This is a genomic window from Streptomyces sp. CC208A, assembly GCF_030010625.1.
In the GTDB taxonomy this organism is placed as follows: Bacteria; Actinomycetota; Actinomycetes; order Streptomycetales; family Streptomycetaceae; genus Streptomyces.
This window is the reverse complement of record NZ_JASCXN010000063.1, coordinates 1-17,508: the sequence shown is the minus strand read 5'-3', so window position 1 is coordinate 17,508 and position 17,508 is coordinate 1. Positions and strand designations below refer to the sequence as shown.

Here is a 17,508-nt window from a genome sequence, read left to right as displayed (position 1 = left end):
CCACCCGGCCGGGGCCCTCGCACATCCCTCAGATGCTCGCCAAGATCGCCGCCCGGCGATCCTGGTACTCCTGATCAGAGATCGCGCCCGCAACCCGCAGCTGATCCAGCGTCGCCAGCCGCGACGCCACATCCGGCACACCAGCAGGTGCCGGAACAACAGCGGGCGCAGCTGCGGCCGGCGGCGCGGAGATGACCATCCGCAGCCGCGACGACAGCGCCTCACCGTGCGCCTTGGGCACGCTCTTGATGTCCGCCTTGTTGCCCGACGCGAACACCGACAGCGTGCCCATCAGCATGCCGGCCGACCACTGCACCGAGCTGATGTTGCCGAGCGGGAAGTCCTCCAGCGCCTGCGACATGATCCCGTGCTTCAGGAACAGCAGCCGGCGGTCCGTGAGCGCCACCAGGCCGACGCCCCCGCCGTAGGCGCCGGTCGCGAGCATGTCGACCGTCTCGCCCTCCCACAGGACCGTCGGCAGGTGCTGGATCTCCCGCTTCGCGCCGATCGCCGGCTTCACCTTCTGAGCAGCCGCCTCGATGTCCGGCCGGTCGCTGAACTTGCCCATTTCCACCCCTTCTTCTGGTGGTTCGGATCGTAGCCGTCCGCCCTGTCTTCCTGGAGGTGAATCGTGGCGGCTCCCCAGCGCCCCCGGCCCGTGACCGACGCCGACGAGGAAGCCGTTCGGCGCCTCCATGCCGAGGGCCTCGGTCGGAACGAGATCGCGCGCCGCCTCGACCGTGGCACCCGCACCATCTCGGTCATCGCCGCCCGCCTGAACCTGGAGTTCGAGTGCACGCGGACCGAGAAGGCCACCCAGCACCGCACGGCGCAGCTGGCCGAGAAGCGGGCGATCCTCGCCGACGCCCTGATGGACGATGCGCTCCGCCTCACCGCGCAGATGTGGGAGCCGGCCGTCGTCTACAACATCGGTGGCAAGGACAACACGTACACCGAGGAGCACGTCCCCGAGCCGCCGCCGGCCGACAAGCGAGCCCTGATGAGCGCGGCGGCCACCGCCGCCGCCCAGTCCCTCCGGCTTGTCCCGCCGCGCGACGACCAGGGCGTCAACGAGGCCGTGTCGCTCCTCGGCAACCTCGCGAGCAGCCTGACCACGGTCCACCAGGCGCTTACCGAACAGGCCAACGACGAGGGGGACGGTGATGCTCAGTGACCTCGCCCTCCCGCTGTCGCGCAAGCAGGTGGCCAGCATCGTCGAGTCGCAGGATGCGCCGCTGGCCCTGTGGTCCGGCGCCGTGTCCTCCGGCAAGACCATCGCGAGCCTGATCGCGTTCCTCATCCGGCTCACCGTCGCCCCGGACTCCGGACTGATCGTCGTCGTGGGCCGCACGCTCCAGACGATCGAACGGAATCTCATCGACCCGCTTCAGTCCGTCACCTTGTTCGGGCCGATCGCCGCGCACGTCCACCACACCCCCGGATCGAGCACCGCCGTCATCCTCGGCCGTACCGTCCACCTCGTCGGCGCCTCCGACGCCCGCGCCGAGGGCCGCATCCGCGGCGCCACGATCGCGCTCGCGTACGTCGACGAGGCGACCTTGGTGCCGCACTCCTTCTGGATGATGCTGCTGTCCCGACTCCGCGTCGGCGACCAGTCCCGCCTCCTCGCCACGACCAACCCGGACGGGCCGTTCCACTGGCTCCACCGCGACTTCATCCAGCGCAGCGGAGAAGTCGGGCTGACGAACTGGCACTTCACCATCGACGACAACCCGAGCATGGCGCCAGCCGTCGTCACCCGCCTCAAGGCCCAGTACACCGGCCTCTGGTACCGCCGCTTCATCCTCGGCGAGTGGTGCCTCGCCTCCGGCGCCGTCTACGACTGCTTCGACGTCGAACGCCACGTCGTCGACCTCATGCCGCGGATGCGCCGCTGGACCGCCGTCGGCATCGACTACGGCACCGTCAACGCCTTCTCCGCCGTCCTCGTCGGCCACGGCGACGATGACCACCTGTACGTCGCGAGCGAGTACCGGCACGACTCCCGGACCGCCGGCCGCCAGCTCACGGACGCCCAGTACTCGACGAACGTCCGCAGCTGGCTCGCGAACGTCCGCCCGCCGGGCGAGACCACGGCCGGGGTGCAGCCGCAGTGGGTGTTCGTCGACCCGTCGGCGGCCTCGTTCATGAACCAGCTGTGGACGGACCAGATGCCCGGCGTCTCCCCGGCTGTGAACGACGTCCTCGACGGCATCCGATCGGTGTCCGTGGCACTGTCCTCCGGCCTGCTGCGGATCCACCGCTCGTGCGCCGGCGTGCTCGGCGAGCTGCCGTCGTACGCGTGGGACGAGCGGGCGGCGGAGCGCGGCGAGGACAAGCCGGTGAAGACCAACGACCACTCGGCCGATGCCCTGCGGTACGCGCTGCACTCGACCGCGCACGAGTGGCGGCCCCTGATCCGCCGTGACCTGGAGGTAGCCGCCTGATGCCCGCTGAGCTCACCCTGCCGGTGTACATGCGCGTCGGCGACAGCCCCGAGCAACAGATCGGCCTCGTCACGATGCCCGTGCACGGCGATCACGTCGAAGCCACCGCGCTCCGCGCCGAACTGGCCTCCTTCTACCGTGCCGCCGCCGACGCAATCGAGAACCCGCCTGAGGACGACGAGGAGGTGCCCGATGCCGCTGCCTGACAAGGGCGCCGCCTGGCCCCCGATCAGCCCCATCGTCCGCTCCGACATGGAGGACTGGGCCGCCTGGTACTCCGCCGACCCCGACCGCCTCGCCTACCGCTACCGCACCCGGCGCCGCACCGGCCGGGCGTACGGGCAGCCGGACAACCGGCCCTCGCAGTACCGCGGTGGCATCGTCGGTACCGTCGCCCGTTGGTTCTGGGGAGAGCCGACCCCCGCCGGCGAGAAGCGGGCCAACCTGCACGTGCCCTTGGCTCGCGACCTCGCCCGCACCTCCGCCGATCTGCTGTTCTCCGAGCCGCCCACGCTGATCACGCAGAACGCGGCTACTCGGGACCGGCTCGAAGAGCTCATGACCACGGGCCTGCGCCGCACGCTGATCGCCCAGGGCGAGGTGTGCTCCGCGCTCGGCGGCTCCTACCTGCGGCTCGTGTGGGACACCCGGATCCAGCCCGGCCCGTGGATCAGCCTGGTGCGCGCCGACGGTGCCGCCCCGGAGTTCTTCGGCGAGCGGCTCCGCGCGGTCACGTTCTGGAAGGTCATCGCCTTCGATGGTCAGAAGGTCGTCCGGCACCTGGAGCGCCACGAGCCGAACCTGATCCTGCACGGCGTGTACGAGGGCACCGAGGACAACCTCGGCAGCCCCGTCCCTCTCAGCGCCTACCCCGACACGAAGGACCTCCTTCCCGTCCGCGAGCTGCCGCTCCAGGGCCGTCTCGCGTGCTCCTACATCCCGAACACGATGACGGCCCCGGACTGGCACGACGTGCCGGGCGCGGCCGGGCTGGGCACGTCCGACTTCCAGGGCGCCGAGGGCATGCTTTCGGCGGTCGACGAGGCTTACACCTCGTGGATGCGGGACATCCGCCTCGCCCGCTCCCGGATCCTCGTGCCGTCCGGCTACCTCCAGTCACTGGGGACCGGGCAGGGCGTGGCGTGGGAGGACCGTGAGGTCTTCGCACCGATGAACATCCCGCCCACCGGCGAACAGGGCATCACGCTGAACCAGTTCGCGATCCGGCACGAAGAGCACCGGGCCACGATCGAGGACCTCGTCTCCCGGATCGTCCGCAACGCTGGCTACAACGAGGGCACCTTCGGCGACGACGGTGACAGCACGCAGATGACCGCGACCGAGGTGAAGGCCCGCAACGCGCGGACCATGGCCACCCGCGCGCGGAAGACGGAGCTGGAGACGGTGGGGATCGCGGAGATCACGGAGACGCTCCTCATCCTGGAGAACTCCGGTCTCTTCCCCGGCGCCCCACAGACCGAGGTCGAGCGGCCTGAGGTGCGGTGGCAGGACTCCGTCCAGGAGGACACCAAGGTCCTGGCAGAGACCGCCGACCTCCTCCGCCGCGCCGATGCCGCCTCTACAGAGACCCTCGTCGCCCTGGTCAACCCCGGCCTTCCCCTGGAGGAGCAGGCCAAGGAAGTCCGCCGGATCATGCGCGAGACCGGCCGGGACACTGCCGACCCCGCGCTCACCGGCGCCGAAAACCCCGGCCCCGGCTTCAGCCAGGACGAGGACGGTGAGGAGGGGGTCTGATGCCCGTCTCCCCCGCCATGGCGGAAGACCTCGCCGCCGCCATCGCCGCCCTGTACGCGGACGCCGAACTTGCGCTACTGGAGAAGCTCCGTGACGCCCTCATGGCGGGCATCGACAGCCCGCTGTGGGCGGAGATCAAGCTCCGCTCGATCGGCGACCTCCGGGCCGCCGTGGAGGACATCACCACCGCCCTCCAACAGGACGCGGACGGTGCCGTCGGCCGCGCCCTGGCCGAGGCGTACGGCCGCGGCCGGCAGGCCGCCGTGGCCGAGCTGGGCGCGCTCGACATCGGCCGCGAGCTCCAGGCCCGCCGCGTGCTCCCCGGGACGTCGGCCGTGGACCGGCTCGCGGCGTCGTACGCGCAGGACACCCGCCCGCTGTACGTGCGCATCACCCGCGCGGTGCTGGACGTCTTCCGATCGATCGTGACCCGCGTATCCGCCTCGACGCTCCTCGGCGGCCTCACCCGCCGACAGGCGACCCAGCGGGCGCTCGACCAGTTCGCGCAGCGGGGCGTCACCGGCTTCGTCGACGCGGCGGGCCGATCGTGGGAGCTGGCGGCGTACGCGGAGATGGCCGTCCGGTCCGTGACCGCTCGGGCTGCCGTGGAGGGGCACATCGACGCCCTCGCCGAGCTCGGCGTCGGCCTGGTGATCGTGTCTGATGCGCCGCTGGAGTGCCCGCTGTGCGCGCCGTGGGAGGGCGAAGTCCTCTCCCTCGGGCCGGAGCGGGGGCCGCAGACGGTGCGGGCAGAGAAAGCGATCCAGCCGGAGCTTCATTCCGGGCCGCCGGAGACAGTAGCCGTGCACATCGCCGGGTCGCTCACGGAGGCCCGCGCGGCGGGGCTCTTCCATCCGAACTGCCGGCACAGCCTGAGCGCCTTCTTGCCCGGGGTGACGACCCGGCCGCCGCATCATCCGACGCCGGGGACAACGTACGTGGACACGCAGCGGCAGCGGGCGATTGAGCGGCACATCCGAGCGTGGAAGCGCCGTCAGGCCGCGGCAACGACGGACGCGGACCGGCAGCGCGCGGGCGTGTTCGTGCGGCGGTGGCAGGCGCAGGCACGCGCGCACGTGGCGGCGTACCCGCACCTGCGGCGGAAGCCCGCTCGGGAGCAGATCGGGCAGGCCCGTTAGACCTCGGCCACCGGCGGCACCTCGGCGCCGATGAAGAAGACTGTCCAGCCTTCGCTGAGCACTGGTTGAACGTCCGTCACGATGGCGCGCCCCGTGTGCGGGACACCGGGAAGCTGCACCTCTACCCCATGCCGCGCGTCCACCCACTCCTGCGCGGGCCCCAGATCCGCACGGGGGATGGCGGCCACCGCCTCCCAGCCCCGCAGCAGCTCCACCGGCTTGTCGGGCCACGCCACGCCGTCGTCGTAGGTGGCGAACACCCGGACCCGCAGGTTGGGGACCTCCTCGCCGTCGATCACGGCCGGGCCCTCGTACGTCTTCAGCGTCGCTTCCATGCGGCCCAGTCTCCTCGCCCGCGCAGGCGAGCACCACGACTTCCCTCCGCCTGGAGCGGACGGGAGCACCACGGCCCGCCCGGCGCGGGCCCCGCACCACCCCTTTCCTCAGGTCGGCCAGGCGCCGGCCATCCCCTACGCGCCCCAGGAGGGCACGACCATGCCGAAGCGCACCCTCGCCCGCCACCTCCGCCTCGACGGCGGCGGCTGGGCCCACCCCTACCCCACCGGCCCTTTCGACGCGTACCTGTACGCCGACGGCGGGGACGGCGACGGATCCGGCTCCGGATCCGTCGCGGACCAGTCCGGCGGACAGCCCGCTGACCAGGGCGGACAGCAGTCCGGACAGACGGACAGCACCGGATCCGGCGACGGACAGCGCTCCGGACAGCAGACCGCCACGACGACCGGCGGCGACGACCAGGCCGCGACCGTCAAGCGGCTGGAGAAGGAACTCGCGGACGCCCGCAAGGAAGCCGCGAAGGACCGCACCACCGCCAAGCAACAGGCCGCCGACGAAGCGGTCAAGGCGCTCACGGAGAAGCTCGGCAAGGCCCTCGGCCTCGTCAAGGACGACGTGCCGCCGGACCCCGCCGCGCTCGCCAAGGCCATCGAGCAGAAGGACGCCGCGCTCACCGAGCGGGAGACCGCGCTCCGCGCGAAGGACGTCGAGCTCGCCGTCTGGGCGCGGGCCGAGAAGGCCGGCGCGAAGGCGGGCGCGCTGCTCGACTCCCGTTCCTTCGCCCGCACGCTCGCCGACCTCGACCCGACGGCCAAGGGCTTCACCACCGCGCTCGACGACGCGATCAAGGCGGCCGTGAAGGACAACCCGACCTTCGCCGTCCAGCAGCCCGCGGCCCGCTCGGGCGGCGACCTGTCCGGCGGCACCGGCGAGACCACCGCCAAGAAGCGGTCCGGGTCCCTGTCCGGCGCCGTCTCGCACCACTACCAGACCTGACCCCACCTGAGGAGAACCCCATGCCCATCACCCTGGCCCAGGCGCAGGTGAACACCCAGATCGATGTGGACTACGCCGTCATCGACAACCTCCGCCGCTACTCCTGGCTCCTCGACCAGATCGTCTTCGACGACACGGTCAACCCCGGCACCGGCGGCGGCACCCTCACCTACGGCTTCACCCGCCTCACCGCCGCCCGCACGGCCGCGTTCCGCGCCCTCAACAGCGAGTACACCGCCGGGCAGGCCACCCGCGAGCGCAAGACCGTCGACCTCAAGCCGCTCGGCGGCTCGTTCCAGGTCGACCGCGTCCTCGCGAACCTCGGCCAGGCGCAGACCAACGAGGTCACGTTCCAGATGCAGCAGCTCCTCACCTCCGTCCGCACGGAGTTCCAGAACGAGCTGATCAACGGCGACGTCGCCGTGGACGCGAACGGCTTCGACGGCCTCGACAAGGCCCTCACCGGCCAGCCGACCGAGTACCTCCCGGTCGACGAGGGTGTCTCCACCGGCTACCTCGACTGGACCCGCGGCACCATCGACACCCAGGCCGAGGCCATGGCCCAGCTCGACGTCGTCGACGACTGGCTGTCCCGCATCGTCCCGTCCACCACCGGCGGCGGTGACCAGGGCGAGCCCGGCGCCCTGCCCCCGGGCGTCAAGGCCATCCTCGGCAACACCCGCTCCATCACCCGCATGCGGGCGCTCGCCCGCTGGGCCGGCATCTACACCCAGGCCAAGGACGACCTCGGCCGCGGCATCGAGATGTACGGCCCGTGGGTCCTCATCGACCTCGGCGACAACGCCACCGGCGCCGCGCCGATCATCCCGATCGAGACCCGCGACCCCGACGGGGCGGGCGCCGGCGGCAACGTCACGGGCCTGACGGACCTGTACGCCGCCTCCTTCGGCCTGGATGCGCTGCACGGCGCCTCCGTCGCGGGGAACCCGCTGGTGCAGACGTGGATGCCTGACTTCGAGCGCGCCGGAGCGGTGAAGACCGGCGAGATCGAGATGGGCCCGGTGGCCATGGTGCTGCGCAACACGAAGGCGTGCGGCGTCCTGCGGAACCTCAAGGTCCAGTAACCCGGGAAGGGAGCAGCAGCATGACCAGCTACCACGTCACCGCCCCCGACCCGGAGTTCAGCGGCGAGGCATGCGGCGTCGTCTTCGAAGACGGCGCCGCTTTCGTCTGCGACGGGGACAAGGCCGGCCGGGCCGCGATCGAGTACTTCCGGCGCCGCGGCTACGACCTCGTCCCGGAGGCCGCCGGCGAGACCGCCGAGCCGACCGGTGCCGCCCCGGACGAGTCGTTCGACCCGGCCGCGCACGACGCGGCCCGGGTCGTCGACTACCTCGATGTCCTCGACCCCGACGACCCGGAACAGGCCGCCGAGTTCGACCGTGTCATCTCCGCCGAGCAGGCCGGTAAGGCCCGCAAGACGGTGCTCGCGCTTGCCGAGGAGGGCTGACGGATGCCGCTCACCTCTTCCCTGTCGGTGGCTGCGAACGCCACCCTGACCAGCGCCCTGGACCTGGCCACCGCGTCCGCCCCGGTCACCGTCCGGGCCGCCACCACGTGGCAGTCCGGCATCGGCGCCGGGCAGGCCGACCGCGTGTTCTCCGACCGGCGCACCCTGGCCGCGTCCGCCACTGAGGACCTCGATCTCGCTGGCGTCCTCCTCGACGCCTTCGGGGCCGCGATCACGTTCGCCCGGGTCAAGGGCCTGTACGTCCGGGCCGACGCCGCCAACGTGAACAACGTGGTCCTCGGCAACGCCACCAGCAACGCGTGGGCCGCGCTCCTGGGCGCCACCGGCACGCTCACCCTGCGCCCCGGCGCCGCGGTCGGGCTCACCACTGGCGCCGCGGACGCCACGGCGTACGCGGTGACGGCCGGCACCGGCGACCTGCTGAAGGTCGCCAACTCCGGCGCCGGGACGGCGGTCTCGTACGACATCGTCATCATCGGCTCCAGCGCCTGAAGGAGGTGGTCGCCATGGCCCGCGTCTACGCGACCGCCACCCAGTACGAGACCTACACCGGGCTCAGCCCGGCGCCGACCGACATCGACGTCCGACTGCGGCGCGCCTCCGCATTCCTCGACGCGCAGGTGTTCCGGTACTGCCGGTACGCCACGGACAACGAGGGCCTGCCCGCCGATCCGCTCGTAGCCGCCGCGTTCGCGGACGCCGTGTGCGCACAGGTCGAGTGGGGCATCGACGTCGGCGACACCACCGGTGCCGCCGGCGTCGGCTGGGGGAAGGTCCAGGTCGGGTCCGTCCGCTTGGAACGGCCGACGGCTGCCAGCGCATCAGGCGGTGAAACGCCTGGCCGCCAGGTCGCGCCGGCCGTGTGGGATGCGCTCCAGTCCCCGGGCCTTGGCCCGGAGCGGCTGTACCTCGGGCTGGTGGTCTCATGCTGACGATCCCCGTGTGGACGCTGATCCACGTGGTTCAGGTGGAGCCGTACCTCGGCGTGGGCCCGTCCGGGCCCGCGTACGGCCCGGCGGGGCCGGTGCGGTGCCTGCTGGAGGAGCAGACCCGCCTCGTCCGGTCCCCGGCCGGCGACGAGGTCGTCTCCTCGTCCACCGCCTACGCAATGCCCGGCACCGTCGCCCCGGCGAAGTCGCGGGTCACGCTGCCGGGCGGCCGGCGCACCGTCGTCATTGCCTCCTACAACCGGGACGGCGGCGGCCTGGGCACCCCGAACCACACGGAGGTACAGCTCCAGTGAGCCCGCAGCAGGCGCACATGTCCTGGCAGGGCGACCGGCTGTGGACCGGCCGGGGCCGACGCGCAGCTTCCCGGGGCCTGCAACGAGCGCTGGAGCACACCCTCGGCGTCTCCAAGAGGCTCGTGCCTCTGGACGAGGGCACGCTGGAGCGCTCGGGCCGGGTCGACGTAGACGGCCTGAACGGCATCATCAGCTACGACACGGTCTATGCGGTCCGGCAGCACGAGGAGCTGACCTGGAAGCACCTGCCCGGCCGCCAGGCGAAGTATCTGGAGCAGCCGATGAACACCGAGCGCGACATCATGCTGCGGCTGATGGCCGTCTCGCTGCGGGACTGGCTCCGTGGCTAGTCGAGGAGCGGATCCGCTTCCTGCCATCGCCGGACGAACTCCCGCCCCTTCGGGGTGATGGCGTAGTACTGCTCGACCTCTTGCCCGTTCATCGACAGGCCGCCGAGCCCGTGATCGCGGAGCCGGGCGAAGATCCCGTCAGCCACAAGGTGCCGTACGAGCAGCGCGACGCTTCGGTGGATCGGGAAGATCGTGTTCCCCGGGGTCTCGGCTGCGGCCTCCAGCATCCGTCGCTCTAGGTCGCTGTACCGTCCGTTGAGCACAGCCAAGTTGGCCTTGTACCTGAGGATGGAGAGCTTCGGGATCTCCTTCTTCTGGTCGAACCGCGTGTGGCAGTTCGGGCATAGGGCGATGAGGTTAGCGAACGTGTGTTCCTGCACCTTGGCGTACGGCTCGATGTGCGCAATCTCGGTGGTCGTCGCCCGGCAGGTCGGTACGGCGCAGGCGTAGCCGGCCTCTTCGAGTACTGCTCGCTTCATCGCCGCAGGGATCGCGGGTCTTCCTTCTGGCATCTCCGCACCGTACGGCCCGCACGCTCCCTCTGTCACCGTTCCCGCTGATCTCAGGAGGTGCCGGTGGGCTACACCCGCGACATCCTCGACGGCGCAGCCCTGCTGCTCGCGGCTTCGGGGCTCGGCGTCTACCGCCCCGGCGGCGTCTACGGCCCCGACGAGGACATCACCGCCATTGGTTACGGCATCCGGCCCGAGGCCCCGAACCGCATCCTCTGGCTCAACACGTACACCGTGGAGGACTCGAACCTGACGGACGCGGTGACCGGCCTTCAGATCTGGATCCGGACCGGCTCCGACCCGCTCGTCACCACCGACCTCGCCGACCGCGTGTTCGCCGCCCTCCACAACCGGCGGGGCTTCTACCTCGGCAGCACCCACGTGGCGCTCGCCTGGCGCCAGTCCCAGACGCTCCTCGGCCAAGACCCGCACGGCCGCCAGGAGATGACCGCCAACTACTACCTCCGGACCACACGGTCCACCCCCAACCTGTTCGACTGAGGAGGACCGCGTCATGTCGACGCCGACCGAAACCGCGCTCGCCCGCAGGTGGCGCATGGACATCAACATGGGCACCGACGAGGCCCCCGACTGGCAGCTGTGCCCCGGGATCACCGAGTTCCAGCCCCAGTTCCCGCCCAACATCGAGAACTCCAGCTCGTACGACAGCGACGGATGGGCGGAGAACACCAAGACCGCCCAGGAGTGGTCCGTGGAGGCCACGTTCAACCGCAAGTCCTCCCCCGACTCCACCACCTACAGCCCCGTCCACGAGAAGCTCCGCATCGCATCCTTCTCCTACGGCGCCGCCTCCAAGGTCGGCGTGCGCTGGTACGACCGCGACGGCCTCCCGGAGGCGTACCAGGGCAAGGCGATCGTGACGTGGGAGCCTCAGGGCGGCGAGTACACCGCCCTCGACCAGGTCCAGACCACCCTCACCGGCGACGGCATCCTCAACCTCATCGCGAACCCGGTGACCCCCTGATGGCCGCCGGATTCAAGGTCCTGGAGGAGTTCCTCGGCGACTCCCTCGACCTTCCCGTGAAGTGCAAGGATGGCAAGATCCGCACCTTCCACATCGAGGGCCCGTCCGCCGAGGACGGCCTCAAGGTCGAGAAGCTGATGGAGACGGGCATCAAGCTGGCCGCCGCCCCGGAGGCCGCCCCGGACGCCACTGCCCTCGACGACCTCGCCGAGCTCAACCTCTACAAGGCCGCCCTCGGCGACACGTACGACGAGGCGCTCGCACAGCTCGACTGGGCCCGCTTCCGCCACATGGCGCTTACAGCTGTCCTGTGGATCAGCCAGGGCCTCGACGCCGCCGAGACCTTCTGGAACTCGGGTGGCGACCCTTCTCAGACGGGCCCGGCGAACAGGGAGCAGCGCCGGGCCTCATCCCGTGCGGCGAAATCGACCCCGTCACGGGCCTCGCGGAGTGGTACGAGCACCCCGCCGGCTACCGCCCGCGCCCGGAAGGCCACCCGGACCTGACGTGGGGTGCGCTGCTGGAGCAATGGGCGCTCATCGAGGCCGACCTCCACGAGGTGTACGGCCTCGACCTCTCGGCGCCTGGCCTGCTTCAGCAGCGCTCCTGGCGGTGGCTCCGCGTCCGGATCCTCGGCCTGCTGTCCACCGAGTGCCGGCTCCAGCGGCACTTCGCACCACCTGAACCCAAGTCACCGAAGGGGGTGCGATAGCCCATGGCGCTCACCATCGGCGAGCTGGTCGGCATCATCCGCGCGGACGACTCCGGCTGGCGTTCGGGCCTGGCCGCCGCCCGCCTGCGGCTGCGGGGCCTGACCCGCGACGCGGACGGCCAGCTCCGCGACCTGCGTGGCCGGTTCGTGTCCGAAGGCGAGGCCGCTGGCCGCGGGCTGGCGAACCGCATCCGGCACTACTCCGGTATCGCCGTCACCGCGCTCAAGAAGATCGGCCCGGCCGCCGCCGGTATTGGCGTCGGCATCCCGGCCGTCGCCGCGCTCACCACTGCCATCGCAGGGCTCGCCGCCGGAGCTGTCGCCGCCGGCCTGGCCGTCGGGGCCTTCTCCCTCGCGGTCAAGCCGCAGATGGAGATGATGCAGGAGTCCGCGGACGCAGCAGACAAGCTCGCTCAGGCCGAGGAGGACGAGGCCCGTAAGGCGGAGCTCGCCGCGAAGCTGAAGGCCCAGGGCTCCGACCTGGCCACGAAGGCGGAGAAGGCGTACCAGACGGCCCGCCTGAAGACGAAGGAGGCCGAACTGGCGTACCAGCGGCAGACCGCTGGGATGCCGAAGGCCACCCGAGAGGCCGCGCTCGCCCAGGCCAAGCTCAAGCTCGCGCACGAGGAATGGTCGGAGTCTCTCGCGGACACGACCATGCCGGTGTTCACCAAGGGCCTGAACATCCTGCGCGATCTGCTGCCGGTCCTCACGCCCTTCGTGAAGGCGGCGGCCGGCGCGCTCGACGACATGCTCGACCGTGTCGCCAAGGGTGTGAAGTCGGCGAAGTTCAAGGAGTGGACGGCTGACATGGCCGAGGCTTCCGGTCCGGCGCTGTCGAACTTCATCCAGGTCATCGCCAACCTGGGTAGGGGCTTCATGGGCCTGATGCAGGCATTCCTTCCCACGTCGGACGGCATCACCGGTGGCCTCGTCGACATGACGGACGCCTTCGCCGACTGGGCCCAGGGCCTCAAGGGCAGTGAGGGGTTCGAGAAGTTCCTCGACATCGCCCGCGAAGGCGGCGGTGCGCTCGGCCAGCTCGCGCTCGCGGCCGGCAACCTGCTGGTGGCGCTCGGCCCGCTGATCGGCGTGACGGCGGAGATCGCGCTGGCGATCGCGAACATCATCAACTCGCTGCCGCCGGACGTCCTGGCGGGCATCGCCGCCGGTGTCACCGCGGTCGCGCTGGCCTTCAAGGCGTACCAGCTGTACGCCCTGATCGCGGCCGGGGCGAGTCTGGTGCTGGAGTCGCGGCTTTGGATGCAGATCGGTCTCTGGCTGGCCGCCGCGCGTACGGCGGTCGCCTCCATGCTCGCCATGGCCAGGGCGGCAGTGGTCCACGCGGCCACGACCGCCGCAGCCTGGCTCGGCGCCGCGCTCCGCGCGGTGGGCACGTTCGCTCTGGCCGTGGCGCGGGCGGCGCTGGCCGTCGTGGGCCAGATGGCCATGATGGCGGCCCGCGCCGTTGTGTGGGCGGCCACGATGGCCGCACAGTGGCTCATCGCCATGGGGCCGATCGGTTGGATCATCCTCGCCGTCGGCGCGCTGGTCACGGCGATCATCGTCTACTGGGACGAGATCAAGGCGGCCACGGTGGCAGCTTGGGACTGGCTCGTCAAGACGATCAAGCAGTTCGGCCTCGACCTCATCAGATGGTTCACGGGCTGGCCGATCTGGGCCACGATCGCCAAGCACTGGCAGGCCGTCAAGGACGGTAGCCGACGGCTGTGGGACGGCCTGATGAACTGGCTCCGGGGTCTCCCCGGGCGGATCATCGGGTTCTTCGCCGGCTGGTCCATCGCCGCCGTGATCACCCGCCACTGGCAGGGAGCGAAGGACGGCGCGATCCGCCAGGGCCGCGCCCTTCTCGACTGGATGCGCAACCTTCCCCGGGAGATCGGCCGTGCCCTCGGCAAGCTCGGAGGTCTCCTCGTCAGCCACGGCCGGGACATCGTCCGCGGCCTGTGGGAGGGCATCAAGTCGATGGGCGGCTGGATCAAGTCCCAGGTCGGAGGCTTCGTACGGACCGTGATCCCCGGGCCCATCGCCAGCATGCTCAAGATCGCGAGCCCGTCGAAGGTGACTGCGAAGCAGGGCGAGTGGGTGGCGCGCGGCCTGGTGGTCGGCATGACCTCCGGGCTGAGCCAGATCCGGTCGACGGCGGCCAAGATGGCCAACATCATCATCGACGCGACCGACGTCACCCTGGCGCCCCGGAAGAAGCGGATCCCGCGCAAGCAGCGCAAGGAAGTCAAGGGCACCGAGGCTCAGAAGAAGCGAGCGCGCGAACAGAACAAGAAGATCGACGAGCAGAACCGGGAAATCGACGCCCAGAACAGGAAGATCGACCAGCAGAACAAGAAGATCGACGAGCAGAACAAGCTCCTGCTGCAAAGGTCGAAGAGCACCCGCACCAAGGCGATGACCGTCCTCAACGCCGCCACCGCCAAGCTCGCCACGCTCGCCAAGCGCGAGGAGCAGGTGGCCGCGAAGCTGAAGGCCGCGAACGCCAAGCTCGCTGACCTGGTCAAGGCCCGGAACGCGCTGGCCGCCGACGTGAAGAAGAGCGTCCTGGACGCAGCGGACATCACGCAGAACCAGGACGAGGGCGGCACCACCGCCACCAGCATCCTCGCCAACCTCCAAGCCAACCTGGCGAAGGCCAAGAAGTTCGCCGAGGACCTGGCCACCCTCCGCAAGAAGGGCGTGCGAGCGGACCTGATCGCCCAGATCGCCCAGGCCGGAATGGAGCAGGGCAGTGCGTCCGCTGCCGCGCTGGCGGCGGCGTCCTCGGGCCAGATCAAGCAGATCAACGACACCCAGGCCCAGCTGGTGAAGGCCGCCACCCAGGCGGGCGACACCGCCGGTGACGCCATGTACGGCGCGGGCATCCGCGCCGCGCAGGGCCTGGTCGAGGGCCTGAAGAAGGAGCAGTCCGCAATCGAGCGGCAGATGCTCACGATCGCGACCGCCATGCAGAAGGCCATCAAGCAGGCCCTCGGCATCAAGTCGCCGTCGAGGGTCATGGCCGCGGTCGGCCGGTTCATCCCCGCCGGCCTGGTGCGGGGCATCGAGTCGGGCCGCTCGGCGGTCGACCAGTCGATGTCCAACCTCGTCAAGCCGCCCACGCCGACGGCGGTCTCCGGAGCGTACGGGGGCGCCGGCGCACCGGCCGCAACCGGCCGGGCGCAAGCGCCGACGGTGATCGAGGTCCGCTCCGGCGGGTCCCGCATGGACGACCTGCTCGTCGAAGTACTCCGCAACGCGATCAAGGACAGAGGCGGCGACGTGCAACTCGCCCTCGGACAAAGGAGGTAGACGATATGGCGTTCCCCGACGACCCTCTCGGCGTACGCGTGGACCTCCAGGCGGGCGGGGTGTGGACGAACGTCACGGCGGACGCCTACACCCGCGACCCCATCACCATCACCCGCGGACAGCCGGACGGGGCCGCCGTGTCGGACCCGTCCCGCTGCACCGTCACCCTCAACAACAAGAACGGCAAGTACAGCCCCCGCAACCCGTTGTCGCCGTACTACGGGCTGATCGGCCGCAACACCCCGATCCGCATCTCTGTCCCCGGCCCCACCTCATACCTGAGTACCAACGGCGCAGCGGGCGCCGGCGCCCAGACCCCGGACCATGCTTCCCTGGACATCACCGGCGACCTCGACATCCGCGTGGAGGCCGAAGGCGACTGGTGGAGCTCCTCCAACCGCCTCTTCGGCAAATGGGGCAACGTGGGCCAGCAGTCCTACCGGCTCCAGGTCGACCGCGGCACGCTCTACCTGATCTGGTCCCCCGACGGCGGCACCAACCCCTTCTTCGCAGGCTGGAGCATCCCCGCGGCCACACCCCGCCGCACCGCCTTCCGCGTCACCCTCGATGTCGACAACGGGGCGGGCAAGTTCTACACCGAGTTCTTCACCGCCCCCACCCTCGACGGGCCGTGGACTCGCTATGCCACCTTCACCGGCGACGCCGCAACCAGCATCTTCAACTCCACCACGCCGCTCACCCTGGGCGGCTTCACCGTCGGGCTCACCGGCCCCGTCCACCGCGCCGAGCTGCGCAACGGCATCAACGGCCCCGTCGTCGCCTCCCCTGACCTGCGCGCCCTCGCCCCCGGCACCACGTCCTGGACAGACTCCTCCGGCCAGCCGTGGACCCTGATGGGCCAAAGCGATCAGGTCGAGGTGACCAACCGCGTCAACCGATTCCACGGTGTGGCGTCGTCCTGGCCACCGCGCTGGGCGCCGTCCGGCCAGGACGTGTGGGTGCCGATCGAAGCGGCTGGCACGCTTCGGCGGCTCGGGCAGGGGAAGAAGGCGCTGGCGTCCACACTGCGACGGCGTCTGCCGTCCCAGACCTCGCTCCTGGCGTACTGGCCGTGCGAGGACGCAGCAGGATCCTCGCAGGCGTACTCCCCGCTGCCGGGCGGCTCTCCGCTGGCGGTCTCCCGCTGGGACTTCGCGCAGGACGACACCCTGGGCGGCTCCTCCCCCCTCCCCGTGATCGCGCCGGGCGGCACAATGCGCGGCACCGTCCCTGCCCCGGCGACCGCGTCGACCGTCTGGGCCATCTGCATGCCCTACCGCGTCGAGGGCACTCCGCCGAACGTCGAACAGGAGATGCTGTCGTGGACCACCACGGGCACGGGCCGCCGCTGGCGCATCACCATGGGCGCCAGCGGCACCCACCTGTTCGCCTACGACGCCTCCGGCGCTCTCGTACTGGACTCCACCATCATCACCAGTCTCGCCCAGTTCAACGGCTGGATGCGGCTGGAGTTCACCGCCCGACAGTCCGGAAGCAACATCAGCTACACCCTCACCTGGACCGTCGTCAACGGTGCCGCGTTCATCGTCAACGGCAGCGTCCCCGGAACAGTGGGCAGGGTCACCGCCGTCGACACCAGCTTCGGCCCCGGACTCCCGGACCTCCGCGTCGGCCACATCGGCGTCTTCAGCGCCGACGCCACCAGCGCCGCCTACGCCAGCGCAGACCACGGGTACAACCGGGAACGGGCCGCCGCGCGGCTGTGGCGGCTGGCCGGCGAGGAGTCCCGCACGGTCTCCGTGGTCTTCCCCGCCGGCTACTCCTACACCTCCATGTCTCTGGGGCCCCAGCGTCCCGAGACCCTTCTCGACCTGGTCCAGCAGTGTGCCGACAGCGACTTCGGTGTCCTCACCGAGGACCGGGCTACCAGCGCCCTCGCCTACCGGCCCCGGGAGTACCGCTACAACCTCACCCCTCGCATGGTCCTCGACTACGCGGCCGGGGACGTGGCACCCCCTCTGGAACCCGTCGACGACGACCAGGCCACCCGCAACGACCGCACGGTCAACCGCATCGGCGGATCCTCGGGACGCGCGGTGCTGGAGTCCGGCCCCATGTCGGTCCAGGCCCCTCCGACCGGTGTGGGGCTCTACGACGACTCCACAGATCTATCCCTGGCCGACGACACCCTTCCCCAGCAGATCGCCTCCTGGCTGCTGCACCTGGGCACCTGGGACGAGTCCCGCGTCCCCACCGTGCAACTGGCGCTCCACAAGACCCCGCACCTGATCCCCGCAG

The 17,508-nt window shown here is 70.7% G+C and carries 20 protein-coding genes; 17 read left to right on the top strand and 3 right to left on the bottom strand.

Translation table 11 applies throughout. The features are described from left to right. Nucleotides 1-28: 28 nt before the first annotated feature. A complete protein-coding gene (locus QK442_RS35260; protein ID WP_282698219.1) occupies nt 29-568 on the bottom strand; it encodes a PH domain-containing protein in 540 nt (179 codons plus the stop codon). A 63-nt stretch (nt 569-631) separates the two neighbouring features. Between QK442_RS35260 and QK442_RS35255 the strand changes: the two genes are divergently transcribed. From QK442_RS35255 to QK442_RS35235, 5 genes are read left to right on the top strand one after another with little or no spacing between them, the layout of a single operon-like run. Continuing rightward, nucleotides 632-1,174 carry a helix-turn-helix domain-containing protein gene (locus QK442_RS35255; RefSeq protein ID WP_282698218.1) on the top strand — a complete coding sequence of 181 codons (543 nt, stop codon included), beginning with the start codon at nt 632-634 and terminating at the stop codon, nt 1,172-1,174. Then, complete coding sequence (locus tag QK442_RS35250; RefSeq protein WP_282698217.1) at nt 1,164-2,447, top strand: PBSX family phage terminase large subunit; 1,284 nt, start codon at nt 1,164-1,166, stop codon at nt 2,445-2,447. The genes QK442_RS35255 and QK442_RS35250 overlap by 11 nt, the downstream gene beginning before the upstream one ends. Beyond that, nucleotides 2,447-2,653: a hypothetical protein gene (locus QK442_RS35245; protein WP_282698216.1), complete on the top strand. Its 207-nt coding sequence runs from the start codon at nt 2,447-2,449 to the stop codon at nt 2,651-2,653. The genes QK442_RS35250 and QK442_RS35245 overlap by 1 nt, the downstream gene beginning before the upstream one ends. Next, nucleotides 2,640-4,202, top strand: coding sequence for a capsid protein (locus QK442_RS35240; protein ID WP_282698215.1), 1,563 nt, complete (start codon nt 2,640-2,642; stop codon nt 4,200-4,202). Before QK442_RS35245 ends, QK442_RS35240 begins: the two co-directional genes overlap by 14 nt. Beyond that, the gene (locus tag QK442_RS35235) at nt 4,202-5,341 is read left to right on the top strand and encodes a phage minor capsid protein (protein ID WP_282698214.1); all 1,140 of its coding nucleotides are present in this window, start codon (nt 4,202-4,204) and stop codon (nt 5,339-5,341) included. The genes QK442_RS35240 and QK442_RS35235 overlap by 1 nt, the downstream gene beginning before the upstream one ends. On the opposite strand, the gene QK442_RS35230 is transcribed toward QK442_RS35235, so the two are convergent. Next, nucleotides 5,338-5,676, bottom strand: coding sequence for a hypothetical protein (locus tag QK442_RS35230; protein WP_282698213.1), 339 nt, complete (start codon nt 5,674-5,676; stop codon nt 5,338-5,340). The two genes, QK442_RS35235 and QK442_RS35230, sit on opposite strands and share 4 nt — an antisense overlap. On the opposite strand from QK442_RS35230, the gene QK442_RS35225 reads away from it, so the two are divergent. The 7 genes from QK442_RS35225 to QK442_RS35195 are packed head-to-tail and all read left to right on the top strand — an operon-like array spanning nt 5,675 to nt 9,719. Next, nucleotides 5,675-6,634: a hypothetical protein gene (locus tag QK442_RS35225; RefSeq protein WP_282698212.1), complete on the top strand. Its 960-nt coding sequence runs from the start codon at nt 5,675-5,677 to the stop codon at nt 6,632-6,634. The genes QK442_RS35230 and QK442_RS35225 overlap by 2 nt on opposite strands. A 20-nt stretch (nt 6,635-6,654) precedes the next feature. Further along, nucleotides 6,655-7,719: a major capsid protein gene (locus QK442_RS35220; protein WP_282698211.1), complete on the top strand. Its 1,065-nt coding sequence runs from the start codon at nt 6,655-6,657 to the stop codon at nt 7,717-7,719. A gap of 20 nt (nt 7,720-7,739) precedes the next feature. After that, nucleotides 7,740-8,105, top strand: a complete 366-nt coding sequence (locus QK442_RS35215; protein WP_282698210.1) for a hypothetical protein — start codon at nt 7,740-7,742, stop codon at nt 8,103-8,105. Nucleotides 8,106-8,108: 3 nt separating this feature from the next. Continuing rightward, on the top strand, nt 8,109-8,618 hold the full coding sequence (locus QK442_RS35210) for a hypothetical protein (protein WP_282698209.1): 510 nt from the start codon (nt 8,109-8,111) through the stop codon (nt 8,616-8,618). 14 nt (nt 8,619-8,632) lie between these two features. Continuing rightward, the gene (locus QK442_RS35205) at nt 8,633-9,058 is read left to right on the top strand and encodes a hypothetical protein (RefSeq protein ID WP_282698208.1); all 426 of its coding nucleotides are present in this window, start codon (nt 8,633-8,635) and stop codon (nt 9,056-9,058) included. After that, entirely contained in the window at nt 9,052-9,369 is a 318-nt protein-coding gene (locus QK442_RS35200) for a hypothetical protein (RefSeq protein WP_282698207.1), read from the top strand. The genes QK442_RS35205 and QK442_RS35200 overlap by 7 nt, the downstream gene beginning before the upstream one ends. Next, nucleotides 9,366-9,719 carry a hypothetical protein gene (locus tag QK442_RS35195; RefSeq protein ID WP_282698206.1) on the top strand — a complete coding sequence of 118 codons (354 nt, stop codon included), beginning with the start codon at nt 9,366-9,368 and terminating at the stop codon, nt 9,717-9,719. The genes QK442_RS35200 and QK442_RS35195 overlap by 4 nt, the downstream gene beginning before the upstream one ends. Here QK442_RS35195 and QK442_RS35190 read toward each other — a convergent pair. Then, nucleotides 9,716-10,198: an HNH endonuclease signature motif containing protein gene (locus QK442_RS35190; protein ID WP_282698205.1), complete on the bottom strand. Its 483-nt coding sequence runs from the start codon at nt 10,196-10,198 to the stop codon at nt 9,716-9,718. The genes QK442_RS35195 and QK442_RS35190 overlap by 4 nt on opposite strands. Nucleotides 10,199-10,294: 96 nt before the next feature. On the opposite strand from QK442_RS35190, the gene QK442_RS35185 reads away from it, so the two are divergent. From QK442_RS35185 to QK442_RS35165, 5 genes are all read left to right on the top strand, one after another. Next, nucleotides 10,295-10,732, top strand: coding sequence for a minor capsid protein (locus tag QK442_RS35185; RefSeq protein ID WP_282698204.1), 438 nt, complete (start codon nt 10,295-10,297; stop codon nt 10,730-10,732). Nucleotides 10,733-10,745: 13 nt separating this feature from the next. Further along, nucleotides 10,746-11,216 (top strand): hypothetical protein, encoded by a 471-nt coding sequence (locus QK442_RS35180; RefSeq protein WP_282698203.1) that lies wholly within the window; start codon nt 10,746-10,748, stop codon nt 11,214-11,216. Next, entirely contained in the window at nt 11,216-11,722 is a 507-nt protein-coding gene (locus QK442_RS35175) for a hypothetical protein (protein ID WP_282698202.1), read from the top strand. Before QK442_RS35180 ends, QK442_RS35175 begins: the two co-directional genes overlap by 1 nt. A 209-nt stretch (nt 11,723-11,931) precedes the next feature. Beyond that, complete coding sequence (locus QK442_RS35170; protein WP_282698201.1) at nt 11,932-15,249, top strand: hypothetical protein; 3,318 nt, start codon at nt 11,932-11,934, stop codon at nt 15,247-15,249. 5 nt (nt 15,250-15,254) lie between these two features. Beyond that, a partial coding sequence (locus QK442_RS35165; protein ID WP_282698200.1) for a hypothetical protein occupies nt 15,255-17,508 on the top strand: 2,254 nt, incomplete at its 3' end.

Excerpts from the sequence above, each read along its gene's own strand:
- QK442_RS35260 (WP_282698219.1), bottom strand. The coding sequence starts at position 568 with ATGGGCAAGTTCAGCGACCGGCCGGACATCGAGGCGGCTGCTCAGAAG.
- QK442_RS35250 (WP_282698217.1), top strand. The coding sequence starts at position 1,164 with ATGCTCAGTGACCTCGCCCTCCCGCTGTCGCGCAAGCAGGTGGCCAGC.
- QK442_RS35245 (WP_282698216.1), top strand. The coding sequence starts at position 2,447 with ATGCCCGCTGAGCTCACCCTGCCGGTGTACATGCGCGTCGGCGACAGC.
- QK442_RS35240 (WP_282698215.1), top strand. The coding sequence starts at position 2,640 with ATGCCGCTGCCTGACAAGGGCGCCGCCTGGCCCCCGATCAGCCCCATC.
- QK442_RS35235 (WP_282698214.1), top strand. The coding sequence starts at position 4,202 with ATGCCCGTCTCCCCCGCCATGGCGGAAGACCTCGCCGCCGCCATCGCC.
- QK442_RS35225 (WP_282698212.1), top strand. The coding sequence starts at position 5,675 with ATGCGGCCCAGTCTCCTCGCCCGCGCAGGCGAGCACCACGACTTCCCT.
- QK442_RS35230 (WP_282698213.1), bottom strand. The coding sequence starts at position 5,676 with ATGGAAGCGACGCTGAAGACGTACGAGGGCCCGGCCGTGATCGACGGC.
- QK442_RS35220 (WP_282698211.1), top strand. The coding sequence starts at position 6,655 with ATGCCCATCACCCTGGCCCAGGCGCAGGTGAACACCCAGATCGATGTG.
- QK442_RS35215 (WP_282698210.1), top strand. The coding sequence starts at position 7,740 with ATGACCAGCTACCACGTCACCGCCCCCGACCCGGAGTTCAGCGGCGAG.
- QK442_RS35210 (WP_282698209.1), top strand. The coding sequence starts at position 8,109 with ATGCCGCTCACCTCTTCCCTGTCGGTGGCTGCGAACGCCACCCTGACC.
- QK442_RS35205 (WP_282698208.1), top strand. The coding sequence starts at position 8,633 with ATGGCCCGCGTCTACGCGACCGCCACCCAGTACGAGACCTACACCGGG.
- QK442_RS35200 (WP_282698207.1), top strand. The coding sequence starts at position 9,052 with ATGCTGACGATCCCCGTGTGGACGCTGATCCACGTGGTTCAGGTGGAG.
- QK442_RS35190 (WP_282698205.1), bottom strand. The coding sequence starts at position 10,198 with ATGAAGCGAGCAGTACTCGAAGAGGCCGGCTACGCCTGCGCCGTACCG.
- QK442_RS35180 (WP_282698203.1), top strand. The coding sequence starts at position 10,746 with ATGTCGACGCCGACCGAAACCGCGCTCGCCCGCAGGTGGCGCATGGAC.
- QK442_RS35175 (WP_282698202.1), top strand. The coding sequence starts at position 11,216 with ATGGCCGCCGGATTCAAGGTCCTGGAGGAGTTCCTCGGCGACTCCCTC.
- QK442_RS35170 (WP_282698201.1), top strand. The coding sequence starts at position 11,932 with ATGGCGCTCACCATCGGCGAGCTGGTCGGCATCATCCGCGCGGACGAC.